The sequence below is a fragment of the Mucilaginibacter lutimaris genome (genome assembly GCF_042676625.1).
In the GTDB taxonomy this organism is placed as follows: domain Bacteria; phylum Bacteroidota; class Bacteroidia; order Sphingobacteriales; family Sphingobacteriaceae; genus Mucilaginibacter; species Mucilaginibacter lutimaris.
Genome location: NZ_JBHTIA010000003.1, coordinates 691,375 through 716,548, shown reverse-complemented (window position 1 = coordinate 716,548; position 25,174 = coordinate 691,375). Strand labels below are relative to the sequence as shown.

18 protein-coding genes are annotated in these 25,174 nt (G+C 44.2%); 14 read left to right on the top strand and 4 right to left on the bottom strand.

Translation table 11 applies throughout. The annotated features are described in order from the left end of the window. Nucleotides 1-52: 52 nt before the first annotated feature. From ACFQZI_RS04015 to ACFQZI_RS03950, 14 genes are all read left to right on the top strand, one after another. A complete protein-coding gene (locus ACFQZI_RS04015; RefSeq protein ID WP_377138730.1) occupies nucleotides 53-3,202 on the top strand; it encodes a tetratricopeptide repeat protein in 3,150 nt (1,049 codons plus the stop codon). 13 nt (nucleotides 3,203-3,215) lie between these two features. After that, a complete protein-coding gene (locus ACFQZI_RS04010; protein ID WP_377138728.1) occupies nucleotides 3,216-5,063 on the top strand; it encodes a hypothetical protein in 1,848 nt (615 codons plus the stop codon). Nucleotides 5,064-5,101: 38 nt separating this feature from the next. Then, complete coding sequence (locus tag ACFQZI_RS04005) at nucleotides 5,102-6,205, top strand: HU domain-containing protein (RefSeq protein ID WP_377138725.1); 1,104 nt, start codon at nucleotides 5,102-5,104, stop codon at nucleotides 6,203-6,205. 49 nt (nucleotides 6,206-6,254) lie between these two features. Then, the gene (locus ACFQZI_RS04000; protein ID WP_377138723.1) at nucleotides 6,255-6,971 is read left to right on the top strand and encodes a MotA/TolQ/ExbB proton channel family protein; all 717 of its coding nucleotides are present in this window, start codon (nucleotides 6,255-6,257) and stop codon (nucleotides 6,969-6,971) included. Continuing rightward, nucleotides 6,968-7,369, top strand: a complete 402-nt coding sequence (locus ACFQZI_RS03995; protein WP_377138721.1) for an ExbD/TolR family protein — start codon at nucleotides 6,968-6,970, stop codon at nucleotides 7,367-7,369. The genes ACFQZI_RS04000 and ACFQZI_RS03995 overlap by 4 nt, the downstream gene beginning before the upstream one ends. A gap of 82 nt (nucleotides 7,370-7,451) precedes the next feature. Beyond that, nucleotides 7,452-8,267, top strand: coding sequence for an energy transducer TonB family protein (locus ACFQZI_RS03990; RefSeq protein WP_377138718.1), 816 nt, complete (start codon nucleotides 7,452-7,454; stop codon nucleotides 8,265-8,267). An 88-nt stretch (nucleotides 8,268-8,355) separates the two neighbouring features. Then, complete coding sequence (locus ACFQZI_RS03985) at nucleotides 8,356-9,675, top strand: bifunctional folylpolyglutamate synthase/dihydrofolate synthase (RefSeq protein WP_377138716.1); 1,320 nt, start codon at nucleotides 8,356-8,358, stop codon at nucleotides 9,673-9,675. 112 nt (nucleotides 9,676-9,787) lie between these two features. After that, nucleotides 9,788-10,777, top strand: coding sequence for an L-glyceraldehyde 3-phosphate reductase (gene mgrA / locus ACFQZI_RS03980; RefSeq protein ID WP_377138713.1), 990 nt, complete (start codon nucleotides 9,788-9,790; stop codon nucleotides 10,775-10,777). Nucleotides 10,778-10,972: 195 nt separating this feature from the next. Beyond that, entirely contained in the window at nucleotides 10,973-13,432 is a 2,460-nt protein-coding gene (locus ACFQZI_RS03975; RefSeq protein WP_377138710.1) for a DUF5686 and carboxypeptidase regulatory-like domain-containing protein, read from the top strand. Between the two features lie 35 nt (nucleotides 13,433-13,467). Continuing rightward, the gene (locus tag ACFQZI_RS03970; protein ID WP_377138708.1) at nucleotides 13,468-14,412 is read left to right on the top strand and encodes a hypothetical protein; all 945 of its coding nucleotides are present in this window, start codon (nucleotides 13,468-13,470) and stop codon (nucleotides 14,410-14,412) included. Nucleotides 14,413-14,496: 84 nt separating this feature from the next. Further along, nucleotides 14,497-16,026 (top strand): glutamine-hydrolyzing GMP synthase, encoded by a 1,530-nt coding sequence (gene guaA, locus ACFQZI_RS03965; protein ID WP_377138705.1) that lies wholly within the window; start codon nucleotides 14,497-14,499, stop codon nucleotides 16,024-16,026. After that, nucleotides 16,013-17,245: an ABC transporter substrate-binding protein gene (locus tag ACFQZI_RS03960; protein WP_377138703.1), complete on the top strand. Its 1,233-nt coding sequence runs from the start codon at nucleotides 16,013-16,015 to the stop codon at nucleotides 17,243-17,245. The genes guaA and ACFQZI_RS03960 overlap by 14 nt, the downstream gene beginning before the upstream one ends. Continuing rightward, on the top strand, nucleotides 17,242-18,444 hold the full coding sequence (locus ACFQZI_RS03955; RefSeq protein WP_377138701.1) for an RsmB/NOP family class I SAM-dependent RNA methyltransferase: 1,203 nt from the start codon (nucleotides 17,242-17,244) through the stop codon (nucleotides 18,442-18,444). The genes ACFQZI_RS03960 and ACFQZI_RS03955 overlap by 4 nt, the downstream gene beginning before the upstream one ends. A gap of 130 nt (nucleotides 18,445-18,574) precedes the next feature. Further along, nucleotides 18,575-20,971 (top strand): ABC transporter permease, encoded by a 2,397-nt coding sequence (locus tag ACFQZI_RS03950; protein ID WP_377138699.1) that lies wholly within the window; start codon nucleotides 18,575-18,577, stop codon nucleotides 20,969-20,971. Nucleotides 20,972-21,111: 140 nt separating this feature from the next. On the opposite strand, the gene ACFQZI_RS03945 is transcribed toward ACFQZI_RS03950, so the two are convergent. The 4 genes from ACFQZI_RS03945 to ACFQZI_RS03930 all read right to left on the bottom strand — a co-directional run bounded on the left by ACFQZI_RS03945 (nucleotide 21,112) and on the right by ACFQZI_RS03930 (nucleotide 25,170). Further along, on the bottom strand, nucleotides 21,112-21,681 hold the full coding sequence (locus ACFQZI_RS03945; protein ID WP_377138696.1) for a MarC family protein: 570 nt from the start codon (nucleotides 21,679-21,681) through the stop codon (nucleotides 21,112-21,114). A 4-nt stretch (nucleotides 21,682-21,685) separates the two neighbouring features. Beyond that, nucleotides 21,686-22,879: an MFS transporter gene (locus ACFQZI_RS03940; protein WP_377138693.1), complete on the bottom strand. Its 1,194-nt coding sequence runs from the start codon at nucleotides 22,877-22,879 to the stop codon at nucleotides 21,686-21,688. Between the two features lie 47 nt (nucleotides 22,880-22,926). Further along, on the bottom strand, nucleotides 22,927-24,447 hold the full coding sequence (locus ACFQZI_RS03935) for an amino acid permease (RefSeq protein WP_377138690.1): 1,521 nt from the start codon (nucleotides 24,445-24,447) through the stop codon (nucleotides 22,927-22,929). 285 nt (nucleotides 24,448-24,732) lie between these two features. After that, nucleotides 24,733-25,170, bottom strand: a complete 438-nt coding sequence (locus ACFQZI_RS03930) for a DUF4348 domain-containing protein (protein WP_377138687.1) — start codon at nucleotides 25,168-25,170, stop codon at nucleotides 24,733-24,735. Between the last annotated feature and the right edge of the window lie 4 nt (nucleotides 25,171-25,174).

Here is a 25,174-nt window from a genome sequence, read left to right as displayed (position 1 = left end):
TGGATTGCATTTTTGCGTTTAGCTAATTTAGCACCCATCATTATTGCGCTTTATGATCAAACTAAGATACATCACCTTTATTGCACCGGTGCTTTTGGCCCTGCCAACACAGGCACAGCAAAACCCATCGTTCCACACCAACCGCATTTATCAGAATGCCAATAACCTGCTGGCGATGGGAAAATATGCTGCCGCGGCAGAGCAATACCGTTTGGTTGAACAAACAAGGTTAAAGACCGGCCAGCAATCAAAGTTCGAGTCGGAACTGTCCCTGCTAAAAGAAAACTCCCAATATTACGAAGCCCTTTGCGCGCTTGAACTGGGTAATGATGATGCCGAAAGCATGTTTACCCGTTTTATTAAAGAACACCCCGAAAACCCGCTTACCAAATTAGCTTATTTCCAGGTGGGCAGGTCGTACTTTAAACAGGGTAAGTACAGCGAGGCCCTGGTATGGTTCAACAAAGTTGACGCGGTGGACCTTAATGGCTCGCAAAACACCGAATACAAATTCCGTAAGGGGTATGCCTATTTTGTAACCAACGATTATAAGAATGCGCAGCTATTATTTGGCGAGGTAAAAAACAAGCGCTCGCCATTTACCGATGATGCCACCTATTACTTCGCATACATCGCGTACTTAAATAAGGACTATCATTTGGCGCTGCTAAACTTCGAGAAGCTTAAAAACTCTAAAAAATACGAAAATAGCTACCCATACTATATTACCGCCGTTTACTTTTTAGATAAGCGCTATGATGATGTTATCAATTACGCCATCCCTATCATCAACAGTACCAAACAGCAAAACGAAACCGAGATGCTGCGTATTATTGGTGCTTCTTACTTCGCTAAGGGCAACTACGATAAGGCGGTTGAATATTATAGCCGTTTTGAAGATGGCGACCAAGGCCGTACACAAAACACCCAGGATAGCTACCAGATAGGTTACGCTTATTATAAAGTAGGAAACTACGGTAAAGCGGCCATGGTACTTGAGAAACTTGTTGCACAAAACGATAATTACAGCCAGAGCGGGAGTTACACACTGGGCGATGTGTTCCTGAAAATGAACAACAAGCAAAGCGCCCGTAACGCTTTCCGCACGGCATCAAAACTAACGTATGACAAGCAATTGCAGGAAGATGCTTTGTATGAATACGCCAAACTATCCTACGAGCTCGATTTTAATAACGACGCGCTGATAGCTACCCGCGCTTACCTTAAAAACTACCCGCGATCTACCCGCAACGATGAGGTAAAGATATTATTGGGCGAAGCATTGCTTAACTCAAAAAATTATAAAGAAGCGGTTGAGATACTGGAACCAATCCCCAATAAGTCGGAAAGCGCGCAAATAGCTTACCAAAAGGTGACTTATTACCGGGGCCTGGAGTTTTATAACGAACGTGCTTTTGAAAATGCTATAGGCATTTTCCTGCGATCGTTACGTAACCCGGTTGATACCAAGATACAAGCGTTAACCCTTTACTGGATGGCCGAATCGATGTACGAGGTAAGAAAGTACACCGAATCTGTCGAGAACTTTGAGGAGTTTTTGGCGATGCCGGAATCTAAACAGACCGATGTGGCAAACTTTGCCAACTATGCCCTTGCCTACGCCGCGTTTTATGATGAGCAATACAAAAAGGCCGCCAATTACTTTGAGAAGTTTTTACGTGGTGACGTGAAAGACCAGGCTACCGAAAACGATGCCATAAGCCGTTTAGGCGACAGCTACTTCGCGATGAAAAGTTATGGTAACGCGCTGGAAAATTATAACCGCATTATTGCCCGCCATAGCCAGGGGCAGGAATACGCCTTGTTTCAGCGTGGTATCATTCAGGGTTTACAAAACAACCCTGATGCTAAGATAGGTACGCTTAACAGCCTGTTAAGCCAGTTCCCGAACTCGGATTATGCGGATGATGCCTCTTTTGAGATAGCGTACGCCTACTTCCTTAAAAATGACGGCGACCGCGCCAAAGCCGACCTGAATGCTATGATAGCCAAATACCCGCGCAGCAGCTATGTACCGCGTGCTTACACTACCATTGGCTTAATTGACTACAATGCCGGCCGCGACGAAGAGGCTACCAACTCGTTTAAAAAGGTAGTATCTGAATATTCGTCATCAGACGAAGCCAAACAGGCGTTAAAGCAGGTTGAAAAGATCTATACCGATAAAGGCGACGCGGCTTCGTTCTTAAACTATGCCAACTCCACCTCAATAGGTAACTACACTACATCCGAACAGGAGAGCATTTTATATACCGCTGCAAATAACCTCTATTTAAAAGGCGACTGGCAGGGAACGGTTAATGCCGTAAACGCTTATTTCGATAAATTCCCAACCAAACAGATCTACGAAAAACAAAGCCGCTTTATTCGTGCGCAAAGTTTGGCTAATCTTGGCAAAACAGATGAAGCTGTAGTAGATTATAACGTGATATTGAACGACTGGACAAGCGCATACAGCGAGAAATCGCTTATAAGCATGGCTAAGTTATATATGTCGCAAAAGAAATATAACGATGCCATCGTGTTCCTGAAAAGGCTGGAAACGAATTCGGAATATAAAGCCGATTATACCTTCGCGGTTAATAACCTGCTGATAAGCTACTCGCAAATAAACATGCCCGACGATGTATTGAAATACGCCAAGCTGGTACGCGATAACGAGAAATCATCGCAGGAAGATAAATTTAAAACAGGCCTTTACGCGGGTAAAGCCTACCTGCAAAGGGGCGATACAACAGCGGCGATAAAAGAACTGAATTATACGGTTGCCAATACCAAAACTATAGCGGCTGCAGAAGCCAAATACAATATTGCCAACGTAGAATACCTGCAGGGCAAATACAAGGCATCACAAAAAACCTGTTTCGATCTGGTGAAGGACTTGCCAAACTATGATTATTGGGTAGCTAAAACTTATATCCTTTTAGCAGATAACTATGTTGGGCTTAAAGACGCGTTCCAGGCTAAGGCTACATTGCAAAGTATTATTGATAACTACAAAGGCAACGATGATATTTTAACAATAGCCCGCCAAAAATTGAATGTGCTGGAACCATCTAAGGCGAAACAGGAAGCACCTGCTGAGACCAAACCTGCCGAGGTGGCACCGGCAGAAACAACCCCGGCAACAACTACACCTGCCACAACAGAACCAACCAAACAGGAAAACAAAGAACAATAGAACAAGACAAGCAATGAATCAAAAACACACCATAACACTGCTTACCTTTTTAACGGTATTCTTCTTTGTTCCTGCCATGGCGCAAACAAAGAAACCCGCGGATAAGAAACAACCTGCTAAAACTACTGCCAAGCCGGCTGCAAAAGCTAAAGCACCTGCCAAAAGTACCACCGTGCAAAAAGCGGGCGCTAAAAACCTGGGCGATGCAGCATCTAAGGTTGCAGCGGCAGATACTACTAAAAAAGGCGGGCAAACTAATCCAAATAATAACAACAGCAGCCTTGCCGAAGAGATTGTTGTAACTACATCATACAAACCGGTTTTGGCCGAGGCTGTAAAAATTCGCCGCAACCCTGATTTGGAAGATAAAACGCCTTACAAAGCGCCGTTGAATTACGCCCCTATAGATAAAAAACTGGCACAGGATAACAACATCCGCCAGTTGGATGCTATGCAAAGGCCACCTGAACAAGATTCGGTACAAACCAATAACTATGCTAAGGTGGGTATAGGAAGTATGAAAACAACTTTTGGCGAAGCCTATTTTGGCAACGGTAAAGACCAGGCGCTGCAGGTTGGCGGTTACCTTAAACACTTCGCGCAATCGGGTTCATCGCTCGAAAAACAAAACGACAGCCGCCAGGAAGTGGGCGTATTTGGTAAAAGCATTATGGCCGAAAATACGCTTACCGGCCGCATTACTTACAAACGCCATCAAACCTACTTTTACGGTTTAGACCAGGATAACCCACCTGCTACACCTTTTGACCCGGCTAAGCAGGTATTTAACACCATTGGCGCCGAGGGCGAGATAGCTAAAAACTTTAAAGACGAAGAAAACGCTTTTACTTACGCCGCTAAATTTAAAGGCTACATATTTAACAATGCCTTTAGCGCAAAAGAAAGTAATGTGGTTATCAGCGGGTTTTTAAATAAAACCGTTAAGCAGTTTTATGCAGGGCTAAGCGCCTCGGTAGACCTTGGCTCTCAAAAAGATGTGCTGTATTCGCAAAGCAACAATATTGTAAGGGCAAATCCATACATCAAATTCCAGGGCGAGAATTATAAGATTGACGCGGGTGTAAACATTGCCAAGGAGTTTGGCTTTTCAGATCGTTTCTACATCTTTCCGGCCGCCAAACTGGAGTTCCAGGTGGTGCCAAAGTATGTACGTTTATTTGCCGAAGCTAAGGGCGATATAAACCGCGCGTCTATTAAAGAGTTTACAGATGTTAACCCATTCCTGAGCGAAAACATCAACTTGCAAAACTCGGTTGATAAGCTGGATATTACTGTAGGCTTAAAAGGTACACTTGCACCCGGGCTGGGCTTTAAAGCGGCCATCTACCGCAACAGCATTAAAGACCTGCCTTTGTTTGTAAACAACTTTGCCGCTACATTTAACAAATACCAGGTTATTTATGACAACGGCGACGCACGCGTGAGCGGCTTCAACGGCGAGCTTGATTTTAAAGCAAGCGAAGATGTGAATGTTTATGGCCGTATAGAAATTAAGGATTACAAAATGGCCAGCGAGGCACAGCCCTGGAACCTGCCTAAATTTATATTAACTGCCGGTACCAGCATCCACATTAATGATAAGGTTGATATAAACGGCTCGTTGATGTTCCGTGGCAGTACGCAAGACCCATTGTTGTTGACAGGCAGTACACCTGCGGCACCTCAATACATACAAATAAAATCATTCGCCGATTTAAGCGGTGGGGCTACATATAAAATAAACAAACAGTTCTCGGTATTTGTTCAGGCAAATAATATCCTGAATGCCAGTAGCAAAACATGGGTTTATTACCCCAATTACGGGTTTAATATCTTTGGTGGCGTAGGCTATGCATTTTAAGCTTTTTGATGTTTTATAATTATCCTTACTTTTAGCGAATGGATGTAGGCAATTTTATAAGCGACCTGCTGGCGCAACATGGCGATGTTAGTGTGCCGGGCCTGGGCTATTTTGCACTTACCCGTATCAATGGCCATTATAACGAACAGGAAGGCAAGATATATCCGCCCGCTTATAGGGTACAGTTTGATCCGCAGGTGATTGAGGATGAAACGCTGACGCAATACATTGCCGATAAAAAGAATATTTCGCTGGCGTCGTCAAAATACTTTACCGACAAATTCATCACCAATATAAAGCTTCAGGCACAATCTGAAGAGGTGGCACTGGCTAACCTTGGCTGGTTTTATACCCAAGGCGATCAACTTTTCTTTCGCCCGAGTATAAGTATCAGTTCCGACCCTGAGTTTTTTGGCTACGAGCCGCTCAATCTTTACAAACTGGGTACAGCGCCGGTACAAACAGCGCCGGTTAACGCCGGGCCCGACCCTGTTAATGAACAAACTTTTGTACCTCCGGTTGCAGTACCCCATGAAGAAGAACCCGCAGAAGAAGGCTATCGATATGAGACAGACGAAGAACACGAGGCTTACCTTGTTGACCTAACAAATAAAAAACGCCGAAACTCAACCATTTTATTTATTGTTTTAGCTGTTGCTTTAACAGTAGGGGTGGTTTATCTGGTAAACCGGTACGACGTTCCCATATTTAACCTGGAAGCGCCTAAACCCAAACCCTCTAAAACAGCCGCGGTTGTAACGGCAAAAGTAGATACCATTACACCTGTAGATACCGCTAAGAAAATTGTAAAAGTAGATAGTGCCGTTAAAACGGTTACGCCGCCTGTTACAGATACAATTACTAAAAGTGCGCCAATTGTAAACAATAAAATTACAGGGCCACGTTATGAAGTAATGGCCGGTGCATTTAAAACCATTGCAGCAGCCAACTTACAAATAGCGCGTTACGAAAGGATGGGCTTTGAGGCACATATAGCGGAAGGCGTACCCGGAAGAAAGTACAATATTTCATTAGGTACCTACCGTACTAAAGGGGAAGCCGCCGCCGCTTTAGACAAAATTTTAAACACTGGTAAATTAAAAGAGAAGGACGTTTACGTACGCCCGCTCGGTATAAAATAATCAACCCTAAAAAGGGCTACATTTTCAAATTAAGAATTAAACAAAAACTATGATGTTATTATTGCAGGTTGCAGCAGATACCACCGCAAAACTGATTGATACCGCGCAAACAGCCGCAACTCAACAACTGGCCAAGATACCTGATGAAGAATTACGCTTTGGCGATTTGCTTATAAAAGGTGGCTGGGTAATGATACCTATTGGTATACTGGCCATATTGGGGCTTGTTATATTTTTCGAACGCTTTTTTACTATCCGTAAAGCATCAAAAGACGAATCGCACCTAATGAGCCAGGTACGCAGCAGCATTCACTCCGGCGATCTGCAGTCGGCCATAGCCATTTGCCGCAACAGCAATTCGCCGTTGGGGCGTATGCTGCAAAAAGGTTTATTACGTATAGGCCGCCCAATAAAAGATATTGAAGGCGCCATTGAGAATGTAGGTAAGCTGGAAGTATCAAAACTGGAAAAGAACATCGGCATTATAGGCATCGTAGCCGGTATTGCGCCCATGTTTGGTTTCCTGGGTACCATTGCGGGTGTAATTAAGATCTTTTACGATATTTCAAAAACCGATAACATCAGCATGGGTGTAATATCAGGTGGTTTATATGTTAAGATGGTAACCTCGGCAGCCGGCTTATTTGTAGGTATCATAGCATACGTATGTTACCACATTTTAAATATGATGGTTGATAAGGTAATTTTGAAACTGGAGACCGACGCCATTGAATTTATTGACTTGTTAGAGGAGCCAAGCAAATGAATTTAAGAAAAAGACACAGGGGCGCATCGGCAGAGGTACACACCTCCGCTATGAACGACATTATGTTTTTCCTGCTTTTGTTTTTCCTTATCGCGTCAACGGTAACCAACCCAAACGTGGTAAAGCTGATGCTGCCAAAATCATCAAGCGGGCAATCGGTATCTAAAAAAACCATCAACGTATCTATCGATAAGAACTTGGTTTATACCATCGATAAAAAACAGGTGCCGGTAGACCAGCTGCAGCCAACCCTGCAAAGCTATAAAAGCCTGGCAACCGAGTTAACGATAGTTTTATACGTAGACCGTACCGTAGCTATACAAGATGTGGTACAGGTAATGGACATAGCACAAAAGCTGAACATTAAAATGGTACTGGCAACAGAACCTAAGGGATAAGATAAGGAGTGGGCAGTTATAAGTTTGCAGTGCTTAATTTAATAACTGTAAACCGCAAACCGGCCATTGCAAACTGAATAAAATGGATTACAGGGAAGAAAATAATTATCCGAAGGCATTTATAGCAACAGGCATCATACTTGGCCTGGTGATGGCTTTGTGCTATTTTATTGTTTTTCATAATCCGCCGCCACACGAGGAAGGTACCGGCGGTATCCTGGTAAATTATGGCACGGTTGACGAAGGAATGGGTAGCGATTACATGAGCACCGAGGAACCCTCCGTTGCCGAAAAAGCCAATAATACCAAACCAGATAAGGTAACCCCTGCCCCGCCAACCGAAGAAAAGCAACAGGTAGATAATAGTGATAAAAACCTAGTTACCCAAAGTACCGATGATGCCCCCGAGGTTACGGCAAATACTAAAAAGCCAAGCACAACAGTAGCTACGCAACCAACTACCAAAACCGAAGCAAAGCCGGCAGTTAACCAAAACGCGCTTTACAAGGGTAAAACCAACAACGGCACCGGCGAGGGCGACGGTACAGGCAATACCCCGGGCAACCAGGGCAAACCCACAGGTACTACGCTTACCAATAACTATAACGGAACAGGTTCCGGCAATGGTGGTAATTTAAACCTTACCCAGCGTAGCTTTGTAAGCGCGCCAAGGGTTGACGCTGGTAACCGTTATACAGGCAAAGTTGTGGTTGATATTATAGTAGACCAAAACGGCAATGTAATACAGGCCACAGCAGGCGCACGGGGCACAACAATAACAGATGCTGCCCTGCTGCAAAAATGCGAAGACGCAGTAAAACGATCCCGCTTCAATACCTCAGAAACGGCTCCCGAAAACCAAAAAGGAACGTTGACTTTTGTGTTTAAGGTGAATTGATTAAAAGCTTATAGTTAATTGTAAAATTTCTTTGGCTAATGCTTCAATTCAGTTTTCGATACTAAATTTGTAGGCAAGTAGTTCGGCCATGAACTATGAACCATCAGCCATGAACTACGCAGAAACCCTCAACTATCTCTACACCCAGCTCCCTGTTTTTACCCGGGTGGGCGCGTCGGCTTACAAGGAAGACCTTACCAATACCATCGCGCTGTTAAATATTCTGGATAACCCCGAGCACGGGTTTAAAAGCGTGCATGTGGGTGGCACAAATGGCAAAGGCTCAACATCGCACATGTTGGCGGCTATATTGCAGGTCGCGGGATATAAAACAGGCCTTTATACCTCGCCTCACTTAAAAGACTTCCGCGAGCGCATCCGCATCAATGGCGAAATGATAAGTGAGCAAACGGTTATCGACTTCGTAGCCAAACACCGCCCCGATTTTGAACAGATCCAACCATCTTTCTTCGAGATGACGGTAGCCCTGGCCTTTGATGTATTCGCCAAAGAGCAGGTGGATATCGCCATTGTAGAAGTAGGCTTGGGCGGCAGGCTCGACTCTACCAATGTCATCAGTCCGCTGCTATCCGTCATCACCAATATTGGCTGGGATCATATGAATTTACTGGGCGATACATTGCCCAAAATAGCAGGCGAAAAAGCGGGTATCATCAAACCCTCTACCCCTGTAGTTATTGGCGAATATCAACAGGAAGTTGCTAATGTATTTACAGAAAAGGCAAAATCGGTAGATGCACCGCTGGTTTTTGCTTCGGTTATAAAGTCAAAAGTTAAAAATCAAAATTCAAAGGCAAACCTTGATTTTATGACACTTATAGTTCCGACTGACGACTCAGGACTTAAGACTTACGACTTAACAATTGACCTCCCCGGAACTTACCAGCTAAATAATGTACGTACCGTTTTAACAGCCGTTGATGAATTGCGCAAACAAGGTTTTATCATTACCAATGAGCATATAACAACTGCGTTAAAACAGGTTAAAACGCTAACAGGGCTGCACGGTCGCTGGGAGGTTTTGAGCCATAACCCGCTAACTATTTGCGATACCGGCCACAACCCCGAAGGTATTGCAGAGGTGTTAAAGAACATCGCTAACGTAAAGTACCACCACCTGCATTTTGTGATAGGCATGGTGAACGATAAAGATATCAGCAAGGTACTTTCCATGCTGCCCAAAGATGCCACTTACTACTTTTGCCGCCCCGACATTCCACGAGGCCTGGAAGCAGAAAGCTTAAAGGAAAAAGCAGAAGGTTTTGAGTTGAAAGGAAATACATACAATTCAGTTAAAGAAGCCCTAAATGCTGCGCAAGCAAACGCCACCGACAAGGATTTGGTATTTGCCGGGGGTAGCACATTTGTTGTGGCAGAGGTGGTATGAGTTAAGCCGTAGTGTCATTAGGAGAGGGCTTGTCGAAGCTTTTATCCAAAAAATCGTAAAAAACAGTTAATCCCGGTTCAGAAATATTACTTTAGCCATAAACAAAACAATTATGACTTACCTACCCTCTCGTGCCCGGTACGATAAAATGCAATACCGCCGCTGCGGTAAAAGCGGTATAAAATTGCCTGCTATTTCCTTAGGCCTTTGGCATAACTTCGGCCATGTAGATGTAATGGAGAATTTCCGCAGCATTTTGCATTTGGCTTTTGACAGTGGCATAACCCATTTCGACCTGGCAAACAATTACGGCCCGCCCCCGGGCAGCGCCGAAACCAATTTTGGCAAGATCCTGAAAGAAGATTTCGCCGGCTACCGCGACGAAATGGTCATCAGCAGTAAGGCGGGGTACACCATGTGGGATGGCCCTTATGGCGACTGGGGGTCGAAAAAATACCTGGTATCCAGCCTCGACCAAAGCCTTAAACGCATGGGCCTGGATTATGTGGACATTTTTTATCACCACCGCCCCGATCCTGAAACACCGCTGGAAGAAACCATGAGCACTTTAGACCTTATCGTTCGCCAGGGCAAGGCTTTATATGTAGGCATTTCCAATTACAATGCGGAAGAGGCTGAAAAAGCCATCGCCATATTAAAGCAACTTGGTACGCCTTGTTTAATCCATCAGCCCAAATACTCGATGTTCGTGCGCGATGCGGAGGCCGGCCTGTTAGAAGTGCTTGAAAAAGACGGTGTAGGTTGTATCCCGTTCTCGCCATTAGCACAGGGCTTACTAACCAACAAATACCTGCACGGCATCCCCGAAGATTCCCGCGCGGCAAAATCAACAGGATTTTTACAAGAAAGCCAGGTTACTGACGAGGTTATCGGCAAAATAAAAAAACTCAACACACTTGCCGAACAGCGCGGCCAAACCCTTGCTCAAATGGCATTGGCCTGGCTGCTAAAGGATGAGCGTGTAACATCGGTACTCATAGGCGCCAGCAAACCTGCTCAATTGGCCGACTCGTTAAAGGCATTAGATAACATCGATTTTTCATCAGATGAGTTAGAAAAGATAGAGCAAATATTAAAATAGCGATATTACTCCAACATGCTCACCCTCTTTGCGAAGCAGAGAGGGTCGACAAACGGAGTGAAGTCGGGGTGAGTAAATGACCTGGAGGATATTAAATGAAGGCGTATTTAGAAATAAATACGCCTTTTTGTTTAACAAACATTAACATTCCGCATCTAAAATGTTTCAGCATATTTACGGTACTAAATCCTGTTCATGAAAGCATCTTTCCTTATTGCCACATTTTTATTCTTAACAGCTTCATTATTCGCGCAGGACTACACCCTCAGCGGTAAAATTACCGATGGCGCGGGCAACGCTGTACCCTTCGCTACGGTTTACATCCGCAATACTACAAAAGGGACATCGGCCAATAACGATGGCAACTATACGCTTAATCTAAAGGCAGGTCGCTACGATGTGCGTTACCAGGCCATAGGTTTTAAGCAGGAAAGCCATACCATAGATCTGAAGGCTAACCAGAACATCAACATTAGCCTAAAGGCCGAAGATTACCAGCTGAAAGAAGTTTCGATAAGCGCCGGCGCCGAAGATCCGGCCTATGCCGTCATCCGCAAGGCGATAAAAAAACGAAAGACTTACCTCAACGAAGTGAATGCTTACACCTGCGAGATCTATATCAAAGGCTTGCAAAAGTTACTGGCCGCGCCAAAGAAATTCCTGGGCGTTGACGTGCAAAAGATAGCCCGCGAGAACGGGCTCGACTCTAACCGTCGTGGTATTGTTTACCTGTCAGAATCGCAATCTAAATACAGCTTTATAAGGCCTGATAAGGTGCACGAGGAAATCATTTCGTCCAAATTCTCAGGCAGTAACCGGGCCTTTACCTTCAACCGAGCGTCGGACATGCAGGTGAACTTTTATGAAAACCTGCAAATCTGGGAAGGCCTGAGTAACCGCCCGCTCATTTCGCCTATTGCCGATAACGCCTTATCCTATTACAAATACAAATACGTTGGTTTCACTACAGAAAATGGCGAAACCATTAATAAGATTCAGGTTACACCACGCAACGCATACGACCCTTGTTTTAGCGGCTACATTTATATTATGGATGATAGCTGGCGCATCCAAAGCCTTGGGCTGTATATCACTAAAAAATCTAACATCAACTTTGTAGATACCTTAAAGGTTAACGAGCAGTTTTTCCCGGTGGGCGATAAAGTGTGGATGCCATCGTCGCTAAAATTTGAGTTTACGGGCGGCTTGTTCGGCTTTAAATTTGGCGGTTATTTTATATCGGTTTATAAAAATTATGAGATAGACCCTAAACTCGACAAAAAGCAGTTTGCCGAAGTGTTGCGCATCACTAAAGGGGTAAACAAAAAAGATTCAGCCTATTGGGAACAGGAACGCCCCATCCCACTTACCGATGAGGAGAAAATAGACTACCAAAAGAAAGCCATACTGGCCGCCAAACGCGAATCCAAACCTTACCTCGATTCATTGGATAAGGTAAACAACAAATTCAGCGTGGGTAAATTCCTGTTAGGCGGCTACCGCCACCGCAACAGGTACGATCATGAGTACTATAATTTCAATTCCTTGCTTAGCTCAGTAACCTATAATACTGTTGAAGGCCTGGCGCTTGGTTATGGCGGCTCGTTCACCAAGCAGATAGACAGTATCAACAACCGCTACATCAATGTATACGGTAAGGTGCGTTACGGCTTCTCTAATAAACTTTTTAATGCAACAGGCGGCATTACCATGCCGGTGGGCTCGGCGACACTTAATCTTTCGGGCGGAAGTGATGTGATAGATATGAACAACCGCGAACCCATAAGCGCGTTCATGAACACGGCATACACATTGCTGAACAGGCAAAATTTTGAAAAGCTTTATCAAAAGCAATATGCCTCGGCAAGTATATCTAAACGCATCTATGGTGGCTGGCAGGCAAGCGCAAGTGCGGAGTGGGCAAACCGCAAATACTTATCAAACACCACCGATTATAGCTTCTTCCACCCCAAAGGCCACGAGTTTACATCCAATAATCCATTTTCGCCGGGTGTAGATGCACCGCTCTTCCCCGAGAACCAGTCGTTCAAGGTAAATGTGCGCACCACTTATGATTTTAGCAACCGCTACGAAACCTACCCTACAGGCAAGCGTTACATCCCGTCGAAATACCCGACGATCGGTTTAAGCTTCACCAAGGCCGTTAAGAACGTGTTTGGTTCTGATGCGGATTATAACCTGATCTCGGCGGATATTTCCAAATCAGAGATCCCGATGGGCTTTTATGGTAAAACATCATTTTACGTAGCAGCGGGTAATTTCTTTAATACCAAAAACATCTATTATACCGATTACCGCCACTTTAGCGGTAATCAGGTGCTGTTTTACCAGGGCGGCATCAACAAATTCCTGCTGTTGGATTTTTACCAGTTTAGCACAGGCGACAAGTACCTGGAGGGTCATCTGGAGCACAACTTTAGCGGCCTCATTACTAACATGATCCCTGTTATCCGGAAACTGAAGTTGCAAGAGATCATCAACGTAAACTACCTCTCTACCCCTACCCTGAAAAACTACACCGAACTGGGTTTAGGTTTCCAAACCAATATCGGTTTAAGGGTGATGTACGGCACATCGTTCAACAACAAAATAGCCGGGGCAAATCAGGCGATAAGGATCGGGGCGAGTTTTTAGGGGGAATATTTACCTTTGTAACAGTTTGAACAGCAATGTATAAAATCTTAATTACCTTCATCACAGCGTTATCTGCGAATTATGTGTTTGCACAAAACATCAAGATATTTAATCATACCAACTCGGTATTACCAGATAATGAAATATCTCGGGTTATAATAGACAAAGACAAGGTTTGGATAGGAACAAAGGGCATTTTTGTATATGATGGAAAAGCAATTTCTCCTTATAATAATCCAGCAGTAAACAGCCACAAACTTGATCTTCTATTTAAAGATAAAAAAGGCAGTATCTGGTTTTCCTATAACTATAAAAATTACAGGCTCGCATGCTTTGATGGAAAGTCGTGGAAACTCTTTAGTTCGAATACCAATGGAATTACAATAAACGACGTGCATTGTGCAACAGAAGATGGCAATGGCAAATTGTATTTCGGCAGCATACAGGGCATCGTAACTTATAACGGAAAAACATGGGAACGATTTTCGCTCCCTAAAGAATCAATATATCAATATACTATCCGCTCCATTGCCGTGAACCCTAATGGCGATATTGCTATAGGCCTAAATTCGGGATTATTTTTATATCACAATAAACAATTCAAACTTTTGAATAGCGACAATTCTGAATTGCAGCTCGACGTTGTTATGGCCGTTAAATATGCACCCGACGGCTCGTTATATATTGGTTATAACGGAGGGCTTGGAAAAGGCGGATTTTCAATTCTAAAAAATGATAGATGGACGCATTTCAATACCTCAAATTCAAAGCTTCCAGATCAAACAGTAAGAGGCTTCGAGTTCGCCGAGAACGATACCTGGCTGGCTACAAACAGTGGACTTATCAAATTACATAATAAACAATGGTCATTAAAAAAATTCACTAGTAGTAGGTGGGAAGCTATACTTGGGATGGCTGTAAACAAAGATGGTACAATGTTGATAGCAGAACCTGAAGGCTTTATCTCATTTAAAGAATAACGTCTTGTATTTATATTATTTATCCTATCTAAAACCTTTTGATTTTTACTTTTGAATTTTGCCTTTGCAATCCTATCTTTGCCCATGCAAGAAAAAATCCTCATTCTTGACTTCGGTTCGCAGTTCACCCAGCTTATCGCGCGCCGTGTCAGGGAGCTCAATATTTACTGTGAGATCCATCCCTTTAACAAAGTTCCTGAAGTTGACGCAAGCGTAAAAGGTATTATCCTTTCGGGCAGCCCGTATTCTGTACGTCAGGATGATGCACCTCATTTTGAGTTTGCCAAACACCACAAAACACTGCCTATTTTAGGCGTTTGTTATGGCGCGCAATACGTAGCGCATTTCCATGGCGGCGAGGTACTGGCATCAAGCACACGCGAATATGGCCGCGCTAACCTGGATTATATTAAGCCAGATACCATTCTGTTTAAAGATGTGCCGCTTGGCTCACAGGTGTGGATGTCGCACGGGGACACAATTGCCAGGATAGCAGACGATTTTGAAATTATTGCAAGTACCGATAGTGTTAAAGTTGCCGCTTACCATATAACCGGTACCGAAACTTACGGCATCCAGTTCCACCCGGAGGTTACCCATAGTATTGATGGCAAGAAATTGCTGGAGAACTTTTTGGTAGATATTTGCCATTGCAGCCAGGACTGGACCCCGGATTCGTTCATAGAAACCACTATTGCCGAACTAAAGGCGAAACTGGGCGATGACAAGGTGGTTTTAGGCCTTTCGGGCGGTGTCGATTCATCGGTAGCGGCGGTATTGCTGCACCAGGCCATCGGCAAAAACCTGCACTGTATATTTGTTGATAACGGCTTACTGCGTAAAGACGAGTACCAATCGGTACTGGACTCTTACCAGCACATGGGCCTAAATATAAAAGGGATTGATGCCAAGCAACGTTTTTACGATGCATTGGCCGGCATAAGCGATCCTGAGAAAAAACGTAAAGCCATTGGCCGCGTTTTTATCGAAGTTTTTGATGACGCCGCGCACGAGGTACAGGGTGTAAGCTGGCTTGGCCAGGGCACTATTTACCCGGATGTTATCGAATCTGTTTCGGTAAAAGGCCCGTCGGCAACCATTAAATCGCACCATAACGTTGGCGGTTTGCCCGATTTTATGAAGCTGAAGGTTGTAGAACCTCTAAATACCCTTTTTAAAGACGAAGTACGCCGTGTAGGTGCCGCTTTAGGTATCGACCCTAATATTCTTGGCCGCCACCCTTTCCCGGGTCCCGGACTGGCTATCAGGATTCTGGGCGATGTTACACCCGAGAAAGTTGACATATTACAACAAGCCGATGCGATTTATATCAACAATTTACGCAGTGGCGGTGTTTATGATAAAGTTTGGCAGGCAGGCGCCATCTATTTACCGGTTCAATCGGTAGGTGTTATGGGCGATGAGCGTACTTACGAGAACGTTATTTGCCTGCGCGCGGTAGAATCATTAGACGGGATGACGGCAGATTGGTGCCACCTGCCTTACGACCTGCTCGCTAAAATATCAAACGAGATAATCAACAACGTAAAAGGAATTAACCGGGTAGTATATGACATCAGTTCGAAACCACCGGCCACCATTGAGTGGGAATAAGTGGTTTATATTTGTTTTAGCGGCGCTGATACTTGGTGCATGTTCGCCCAAAGTACGAACTGTACCTTCATCTACCGTAAAAACAACAACTGAAAATCCCGTAACAAAACCAGTAAAGCCTGCCGAAAAGCCCCCGGTGAAAACACCGGAGGCAAAGGCATCGGTTATATCGCTCATACTCCCTTTCGGTTTAGATCATGCTGCTGGCGGGCAGCGCTACACTGCGGCCAAACTAAAAATGGCCAACATGTCGGTTGAGTACTACCAGGGTTTTAAGCTGGCGCTGGATTCGCTTACAGCCAATGGGAGCAACTACAAACTTCAAATTTTTGATAGTAAGGATGACGCCGCGCAAGCGCACAGCCTGGGACTAAACCCGCAGGTAAAAAACAGCGAAATAATTGTGGGTCCCGTATTCCCGGATGATGTAAAAGCCTTTACGGCCATGCTAACCTCGGCGCGAAAGCCTATAGTATCGCCCCTGTCACCAGCCGCGCCGGCAACGTTCAAAAACCAAAACCTGGTTACCATGACGCCCCCGTTAGAGTACCATGCTATGGGCGCGGCTACATTCATTGCCAAAAGTATTAAACCTAAAAAGGTATTCATATTAAACTCCGGCTTTAGCGCCGAAAAGCTTTATACATCGCCATTTAAGCGCACTTTAGATAGTTTGAGCAAACGTAAGATACAAGTGGTAAATATTACGGTAGTAAGGGGTAACTTAACTCCTTTGGCTGCACAGCTATCTAATAAAGATCAAAATATATTCCTGGTACCATCTACCAAACAGGCTTTTTTAATGGTTACGCTAAAATCGCTGGATACGCTTTCAAAAAAGTTCCCGGTAACGCTGTTTGGGCATCCCAACTGGGAAAAATACACGTTCCTGAAGGCGGCGCTTCTACAAAGGCTGAACACGCATATTACATCTACCGATAAGGTTAATTACAAAAGCGCGGAAACCAATACTTTTTTACGCAGCTATCGCCGCACTTATCACGCCGAGCCTACTGACTATGCCATCAAAGGCTTTGACCAGGGTTTATATTTTGGAAAATTATTGGCCGATGGCGAGAATATGAACAAGCCAGATCTGCAAGACTTTACCGGCCTGCACAACAGTTTCCACTTTATTAAAAAACCGGGGTTAGGCTGGATAAATACGCATGTGGATATCCTCAGATACCAAAATTTCGACCTAAAGAAAGTAGAATGAAAGCCATAAACCAGTTAAAGACGTTTCAGCGAATACTGAGTGAATACCCGGCTGATACGCCTTTAGGGAAATTTTTACCTGGCTTTTATCGTCAAAACAAACAGATGGGATCTACCGACAGGCGCGTTGCCGGCAGGTTGATCTACAACTACTTTCGTCTTGGCCGTGCATTGCCCGATTTGCCGGCCGAAGACCGTTTAATGGTGGCCGAGTTCCTGTGTAACACACAAACCAATTCATTTTTACAACACTTTAAACCCGACTGGGCGGCATGTATAAACTTTGGCATCGATGAAAAGATAAACCTGATTAAAACTACTTACCCGGACTTTAATCTCGAAGATGTGTTCCCATGGACGGAGCGGTTATCTGCCGGGATCGATAAAAACGCCTTCCTGAAATCATTTTTCATTCAGCCCGATCTGTTTATCCGCGTAGCTAAGGGTTTTGAAGCACAGGTAAAGGCAGAGCTAACCAAAGCAGGCGTTGCCTTTAAAGATGAAGGTAATAATTGCCTCTCCCTGCCAAATGGCACCAGGCTGGAAACTATCTTCCCTAAACAGCACTGGTTTGAGGTGCAGGACCTGTCGTCGCAGCAAACGGCTAATTACTTTAAGCCCCAAAAATGGGATAGCTGGTGGGATGCCTGCGCCGCATCAGGCGGCAAATCGCTTTTATTGCATAGTCTGCAGCCTGATATTAAATTGGTGGTATCCGATATCCGGGAGTCTGTTTTGTCGAATTTAGATGAGCGGTTCCAAAACGCGGGCCTGCGTAAATACCAGAAAAAGGTAATGGACCTTACCGAGAATAACGAACAGCTTTTATACAACTACGAGTTCGACGGTATCATCCTTGATGCGCCGTGCAGCGGATCGGGCACCTGGGGCCGTACGCCCGAAATGATCAGCCAGTTCGAGATCCATAAAACCGACTTTTTCAAGCGCCTCCAGCACGCCATTGTTACCAATGTTGCCAAGTACCTTAAACCCGGCAAGCCGCTTATTTACATCACTTGTTCGGCATTTAAAGCCGAGAATGAAGACGCGGTGAACTACATCACCCAACAGCTTGGCTTGCAATTGGAAGAAATGAAAGTTTTGTCCGGGTTTGAAAATAAGGCTGACACCATGTTTGTGGCAAGGATGGTAGCGCCGGAAGAAGATTCAAGAAATAAGAGTCAAGAGACAGGACAATAAATAGAAACTGTAGCTCAGCCGCCTGTATCTATAGGCTGATCATACTAATGCAGACACTTTAGTTAAAAAATGTTAATCTTTTCACTCCTTGCGTATTAGCAGCTAAATTAGTTTTAACAAACCGCCACCTATGCTGCACAACTACTTTACCATTGCCTGGAGAAACATTTGGAAACATAAACTATTTTCGCTTATAAACATCTTCGGCCTCTCTGTTGGAATAGCCTTTACCTTACTAATTGCCGCCTACGTTTGGCATGAGGTTAATGTTAACGCCGACCTGAAGAACTCCGATAACCAGTACATTATTCAAAGCAAATGGAAAGACCCAAACATGGGTTTTGTGTTAACGGCCCTTGCCCCTATGCCCAAGACATTAAAAGAGGAATATCCAAACCTGGTTGCCAATTATTACCATTGGGATGGTGTAAGCTCTAATGTATCAAAAGGTGATAAACACTTCCGTGAGAGCCTGCAGGTTGGCGACAGTACACTCCTGAACATGTACGGCTTTAAGCTGCTAAATGGCGACCCTATAACGGCTTTGAATGCCCCATTTTCGGCTGTGATAACGCAGGAAATGGCTATTAAATACTTTGGTAAAACCGACGTAGTTGGCGAGACGGTAAGTATAGAAAGTTTCACAGGCACCAAACACGACTTCGTGATCACCGGTGTGTTAGAAAAATTAAAAAAGAACTCGGTTATTAATGTTATTGATGCCAGCAACAGCACCTTCTTTTTACCGGCCGCGGCGGCTAAATTTCTTGGCCGCAGTTTGGATGGATGGAACAATACCAATATAGTAGGCCTTATAGAATTAAAAGAAGGGGTTAAGCCGGAAGCGTTAACCGGGCCAATGAAAAGCCTGATCAAACGGAATGCTGCCCCGCAAATTGCGGAGAACCTCACCCCCTACATTGTTCCACTCAAAACCTATTATTTAGAATCCGGCATCAAAAAGATGCTTTACACGCTATCCTCTATAGCGCTGTTTATTTTACTGATGGCGGTTATCAACTTTGTGAACATCTGCATCAGCCGCTCCTCTCAACGCATGAAGGAAATGGGCATCCGCAAGGTATTGGGGGGCTTACGCAAGCAACTCATTTGGCAGTTTCTTATCGAATCTATATTAATGGTGCTGATAGCTACTTTAATAGCCCTTGGTATTTATGCGTTGGCAAGGCCATTCTTTGCAAATTTGTTAGCTACAGATATCAACGGATTGTTCTCGTTCCCGCTTTACTTTTATGCATTACCTGTAATATTAGCTTTGGTGATTGGCTTACTGGCTGGTCTGTATCCCGCCCTTGTGCTGTCATCCCTAAAATCTATAGATTCGCTTAAGGGCAAGCTCGACAGGGTAAAAGACAATGTGTTGTTCCGCAAATCGCTTATCGCTTTTCAATTTGGTACCGCCGCGGTAGTGCTTATTTGTGCCATCGTAATTTCTAAACAGATCAACCTTTTCTTTGGCAAAAGTTTGGGTTACGATAAAGATTACGTGGTTTACGCCCAACTTCCGCGGGACTGGAGCAAAATCGGCGTGCAAAAAATGGAAGATAAACGCTACCGCCTGTCGCAATTGCCGCAGGTGAGTTCGGTTGCATTATCATGGGCTATTCCGGATGGGAATAACGGAGGTAGTGTGCAAGCCTATAAAATGTCCGACAACCCTAACCAGGCCTTCGCGTCACAGGTATTAACGGTTGATAACCAATATGCGGCAACATATGGTATTCCGCTAAAGGCAGGCGAGTTTTTTAAACCGCAGTATGCGCCGGGCGATTCCGCCGAAGTAGTGATCAACGAAAAACACTTAAAAGCATTGGGCTTCAAAAAGGCGCAGGATGCCATCGGCCAACAGTTTCAGGCGCAGGGAATGCCGCCGCTAACTATACGGGGTGTTGTAGGCGATTTCCAATTCGGCTCGATGCAAAGCCCCATAACGCCGGTAACTTTTATTAATGTAAACTGGTCGCCCTTTTATCGTTATTTTTCTATCAAACTGAAACCGGGTAATATCGAAGGGAGCATTAGCGCGCTTCAAAAGAAATGGGCCGAGGTATTGCCGGGTGCACCGTTCGAATATGGTTTTATGGACGAGGCCATTGCCAAAATGTATAAAACCGAGCTACAGCTTAAAAAAGCTTCGTACCTGGCTACGGGCCTGGCAGTAGTTATAGTGCTGCTGGGTGTATTAGGATTGATCTCGCTCAGCATACAGAAACGAACCAAAGAAATAGGCATTCGTAAAGTTTTAGGCTCGTCTGTTAAAGATGTGATGCTGCTTTTCCTCAAGGACTTTTTAGGGACAGTAACCATCGCAGGCCTCGTAGCCTGCCCGCTCGCTTACTGGATGATGAGTAAATGGCTTAACAATTATGCCTATAAAATAAGTTTAACAGCCGTACCATTCGCCATAGCAGTGTTTGCATTGCTTGCAGTTACGGCTGTGCTTATCAGTTTACAAACTATAAAAGCGGCACTGGCCAATCCTGTAAAGAGTTTGAGATCGGAATAGAGGTAAGAAATCGAGAATCAGGAATCAAGATAATTATTATGGAATAAGTCATTGCAAGGTACAAAGCAATGACGCGTAGGGAATAGATCTTATTGTTTTTTTAATTCTTGCGTCTTGATTCCTGGCATCTTGCATCCGTCTTATAAACCCGAATTACTCCTAAACAATTTTATCGCGATAGCCAGCAGTATCACCCCAAAGGCTTTGCGCAGGATATGCAAGCCTGTTTTACCGAACAGTTTCTCCAGCCACTTTACATTTTTAAGTACCAGGTAAACAAACATCGTATTCAGGATGATACCTACAATAATGTTTTGGGTTTGATATTGCGATTTGAGGGAGAGCAGGGTGGTCATGGTACCGGCCCCGGCTATCAGCGGAAAAGCCAGCGGAACGATGGACGCGGCCTCGGGCGCTTCTTCTTTAAAAAAGGTTACGCCCAACACCATTTCCAGCGCTATGATAAAGATCACGATAGAACCTGCTATCGCGAAGGAAGATATATCGAGCCCAATAACCGCCAGCAATTCATCCCCTACAAATAAAAAAGCTATCATCAGCACCAATACGGCTATACTCGCCTTTTCCGACTCGATATGGCCAACCTTTTGGCGTAGCTGGATAATGATGGGTATGGCGCCAAGGATATCTATAATGGCGAAAAGGATCATCGTTACAGATAATACCTCTTTAAATATAAGTGGATGCATAAGCTTAGGATTGTTTTTCTTTTATGATCAACCGGATACTAAACAAAAGTGCAATTAAAATAAATAAAGATGATAAAAAGAATATACTATGTACAGAAATAGCGGCAACCAGGCCTGCCCCTACCGGCCCTAAAGTTTGACCTATGGATATGTAGGATTGATTGAGGCCCATTACCTGCCCGCGTTCGTTATCGTCGATCCTGTCGGCGATGATGGCATTAAGCATGGGGTTACGCAAACCGTTAAATAAGCCGTAAATGCCTACCCCAACAGCAAATAAAACAAAACCTGTTGCCAGCCCCGCCACGATCATCATACCCAGGCAAAACAAAGTAGAAATAAGCAAAATGGTGGCCTGCGAAGATATCACCTTCTTAATAGCCGGTACCAGCATCTGCATTAATATCCCGCTGATGCCAAAGCCCCCGTAAAACAGCCCTATCTGTGTCGGGTTAAGTTTAAGCTGATCTACACTAAAGGTTTGGAAACCAATGAGCATGGTAAATTGCGCCATGGTAAGCAAAAAACCGGTAAAGATGGCTGTGCCTATTACCGGCTTCTTCAACACCGTATATAAGGCCGCAAACGTAAATTTGTATTCACCGTCGGCTTTTTTTCCTTTGTTCTTGTTGGTTTCTTTCAGAAAGAACCAGGTGAGTAACACCCCTAATATGGCAATGCCTGCCGCGAAAAAGAACGGAACCTTCATTCCAAACTTGCTTAGCAAACCACCTATCGCAGGTCCAATCACAAAGCCAAACCCAAATGCCGAGCCCAGGATCCCGAAGTTTTTGGCGCGTTCTTTAGGTGAGGAAATATCAGACACCATGGCCTGCGCCACAGAAATATTGCCGCCCGTTAAGCCGTCTAATATCCGCGCGGCAAAAAGCATAAAAATACTATTGGCCAGGCCAAATAAAATAAATGATGCGGCGGTGCCAATGAGGCTGAAAACCAGTAAGGGCTTACGGCCATATTTATCAGACAATGAGCCTAAGACCGGAGTGGCAAAGAACTGCGCAATAGAGAACGCGGCGGTAAGCAGGCCGATGGTATGCTCGGTAACGCCAAACTTTTTACCATATGGGTACAGCAGGGGTATAATGATGCCAAACCCCATAGAGTTAATAATGGCAATAAATACAAGTACCCAAAGTATCCGTTTAGAGGTCATCCATAACAAAAGCGTTTTAAACAAAAAAGGTTCTGCAAATGCAGAACCTTTTTAATATCGTAACAGCTTAATTACTGTTTTTCAAAATCGGATGCTTTTGGCAATATATCTGCCACGTTACCTAATTTACTATGTTTTTTGCTGTAACCAAAGTAGATTAGTAAACCTGCAACCATCCAAACCAAAGCGCTTAACTGCGTTTCGTGTGGCAAGCCAACTATCATACCCGCACAAACAATAATGCCCAATATAGGTACCAATGGTACAAGCGGTGTTTTAAACGGACGAGGCAAATTCGGATCGGTTTTACGAAGTAAGATAACGCCCACACAAACCAGGATGAACGCGAACAATGTACCTATTGAGGTTAAATCGCCCGCTACGCTGCCCGGTACAAATGCCGCGAACGCACCTACAAATATGAAAAGGATCATGTTGCTTTTGTATGGTGTACGGAATTTTGGGTGAAGGTCTGAAAATACTTTTGGCAATAAACCATCTGTAGACATGGTGTAGAACACCCTCGACTGGCCCATTAACATCACCAATATAACTGATGAGAAACCAGCAAGGATAGCAACAGTTACCATGGTTGATAACCAGCCATAACCGTGCATATAATTGCTGATTGCGAACGCTACCGAAGCCTCTTTACCCGATTTCATGAAATCGGTATAAGGGGCTACGCCTGTTAACACCCAAGAGAAAAGGATGTAAAGGATGGTACAAACCACTAATGAACCCAAGATACCTATAGGCATATCGCGTTTAGGGTTCTTAGCTTCCTGTGCAGCGGTTGACACAGCATCGAAACCGATGAAAGCGAAGAAAACCACACCAGCACCGCTAATGATACCACCCCAACCGTGGTTAAAGAATGGCGCGTATGAGTATGGCTTACCATTTTGCTGTATAATATCCGGTGCATCGGCAGGGATAAGGTATGGTGTATGGTTAGCCGGGTTAATAAACTGCCAGCCAATAGCAATAAACACCAATACAATAGCAACTTTAATAAATACGATGATACCGTTAACCGTAGCTGATTCCTGAGTACCTTTTATAAGTAGCAACGATAATACGATAAGGATCAACAAAGCAGGTAAGTTAGCTATACCATGCACGCTTTGGCCGTTTACCATAATAGATTCCATTGGCGAGTGGCACCACTCGTAGGGTATGCTGCCCCCGAGGAGCTTATTGGCATACTCACTCCAACTGATGGACACGGTGGCCGCGCCAAGTGCGTATTCTAATATTAGCGCCCAACCTATAACCCAGGCAACAATTTCGCCCATGGTGGCATAAGCGTAAGTGTACGCGCTACCGGCAATAGGGATAATAGAAGCAAATTCGGCATAACATAAGCCCGCGAACGCACAACCAATTGCCGCTACAATGAATGACAACGTTACTGCCGAGCCCGCGTGTTCGCCGGCGGCAGCGGCCGTTCTTACAAATAAGCCCGCGCCAATAATAGCCCCAATACCCAACGCGATAAGGCTGCCCGCCCCAAGCGTTCGCTTCAGGCTGCCTTCTGCATCTACAGAAGAAGTTAGCTGTTCAATAGATTTTTTTACAAATACCTTCATGTTTTAATTTAATAAGATCAATTACAATAGTCTTGAAATCAGTTTCTCCAAACGTACTTAAATTTATTGAAAACTTAAAGAGCAGAATGTAACAAGGCTATTGCGGTTTTTAACAGAATAAAAGGGGGTGATATTGAGTGAGTTGGATTTAAAATTCAATGGCAGTAAAAGCCTCGTTTAAAACACTAAGTATATTTACATTGTTCAACCACAGAGGGCGCTCAGGTTTCACAGAGAGCACGAAGCTTAAGTATGATGCAAGTTTTACTTTTAAAGTCGGACTGCTCAATCCGATTCATCTTTCAAAGCAACCAACTGCCATTTGCCCTGGTCATATAAAAAAACAAACTCTATATAAATTCCAGTATCCTTAACCATGTAGCGTACAGAAGCTTTAGTTTTATTTACCACAGCTTGTTTAAATATCTGGTCCTTTTGGTTTTCAAAAGTTGTGTACCGCCATTGGTCTTTCTTGGTGTAGTCCGCAGTTTCACTATTTCCCTCATCGTTCGCCACTACCTTTCTTAGCGGAAATTTAACATGTGCTATCTGGTAAATAGAATCTGCCTTAAACTTCTTAAAAAAGGAAGCAAAATCAGCCGACTCACCCACACGCAAACCTTTAGCTGTATCAACCACTCTATCAGAAGATTTTGGAGCTTTGTTTTTACAGGACAATAGTATGCTTAAAACGATGAGTAATAAGTATAGAGGTCTATTCATGAAC